At 60.6% G+C, this 1765-nt stretch carries 1 protein-coding gene; it reads right to left on the bottom strand.

All coding sequences use genetic code 11. The features are described from left to right. A partial coding sequence (locus V6C07_RS00065; protein WP_333534293.1) for an endonuclease MutS2 occupies positions 1 to 1765 on the bottom strand: 1765 nt, incomplete at both ends.

Here is a 1765-nt window from a genome sequence, read left to right as displayed (position 1 = left end):
GTGCGCTGCGGCCAGAATGGAAGAAGGCCTGCCCAGGGACTGCGGGGTTCCCTGGCTGCCGTGCAGGCGCAGGGCTTTCATTTCGGCCCACAGGTTTACGCCGTTCATGTCCAGGCGTACCCGGCCGCGACGCTCGTCCACATCAGTGACCACGCCGCGTTTATTGAAAACAGTGTGAAAAACCTGCTGACCAATCACAAAATGCTCAGGGCTGGGCAGAACCGAGCCGTTTTGATCCGCCGCGTCAGCCGGAACAAGCGAAGCCCGCAGGCGGGACATTTCTTTCAGGGCCTGCTTGTGGGTTGCGCGGCCTTCTTTCCAGGCTCGCATGAGTTCGGACGCCTTGCTCCGCACTTCGTCGTGCAGGCGCAGCCGCTCTTTTTCCAGCTTTTCGCGCTCATGCCTGGCGGCAGCCCGGGTCTTGTCCTGCTCCTGCCGCAAAACCGCCAGTTCTTCCTCGCGCTTTGCAGCCAGATCGTTGAGCCGGGAAAGCAGGGCCGTGGCGTCTTGCCCGTCCTGCAAAAGATAGTGTTCTGCCCGGCGTACAATGCTTTCGGGCAGGCCGTGTTCGCGTGCCACATCCAGCGCCTGACTGGCCCCCACCTGATCATAGGCCAGCCGGAACAGGGGTTTTTTGCTTTGGGGATCAAACAGCATTGAGGCCGCGCGCGCTCCCTCCCTGGTGAGGGCGTAGCTCTTGAGCGCGGGAAAATGCGTGGCTGCCAGAACAAAGGTATGCTTGTCGAGCAATTCGTCAAGTACCGCCTGAGCCAGAGCAGCGCCCTGAGCCGGGTCTGTTCCCGCGCCAAACTCGTCCAGCAGCACCACGCCGCTGGCGTCAAGATGCTTCCAGGCTTTGGCAAGGTGCTCGATTTGCGCCGTAAAGGTGGACACATTGTCCGCAAGACTCTGCTCATCACCAATAAAGGCATCCATGCGGCTGAACCAGGGCAAATGGGAACCGGCCCCCACGGGAACCGGCAGGCCGCTGAGAGTCATGGCGGCGATAAGGCCGAGGGTTTTCAGGCAGACCGTTTTTCCGCCAGCATTGCCGCCCGTGATGATCAGGGCGCGTTCGCCGGGGCGCAGCACGATATCGAGCGGTTTTACGGCAGCCGCAGCCCGTGCGGCGGCTTTTTTGTCCTGCGTGGAGTCTGCGGCAGAAGTGTCCGCATTTTTGACCCTGTTGAGCAAAAGCAGGGGGTGGCGGGCATCGAGCAACTGTATGCCTTCGGCCACTGGGGTCAGCGACAGGCAGCGACCGTCAAAAAGGGTTGCCAAACGCCGCTTGGCCTGCAGAAGGTCAAGCTGGGCCAGCAGTTCAAGAGCGGCCTGCGCGCCGGGCAGTTCCGCTTCGAGCAGACTGCGCAGATATTGCAGAACCTTGCGTTCTTCTTCGCGTTCTTCGCGTTTCAGTTCCTGAAGGCGGTTGTTGATCTCCACCAGAAACATGGGTTCAAAATAGCAGGTTTCGCCTGTCTGCGACCAGTCGTGAATAATACCCTGCATGCGTCCCTTGAAGTTGGCCTTGAGGGGCAGCACGTAACGGTCGGACGAAAGGGTCATGAATTCGTCCTGCAGATAGGCAAGCATGTTGTACTGCAAGGCATAGTCCTTGACCTTGCGCATGCAGCTCTGATGCAGACGGCGCAGTTCGCCGCGCAGGCGGTAAAGCTCGGGCGAGCTTTCGTCTTTCAGCAGGCCGTCGTCAGAAAGGCAGCGCAGAAGGGCCGCTGTAAGCTGCACTGGCAGGGGCGTGCCGTCG

The sequence above is a fragment of the Desulfovibrio sp. 1214_IL3152 genome (genome assembly GCF_036763055.1).
In the GTDB taxonomy this organism is placed as follows: Bacteria; Desulfobacterota; Desulfovibrionia; order Desulfovibrionales; family Desulfovibrionaceae; genus Desulfovibrio.
This window is presented reverse-complemented; position numbering and strand designations above follow the sequence as displayed.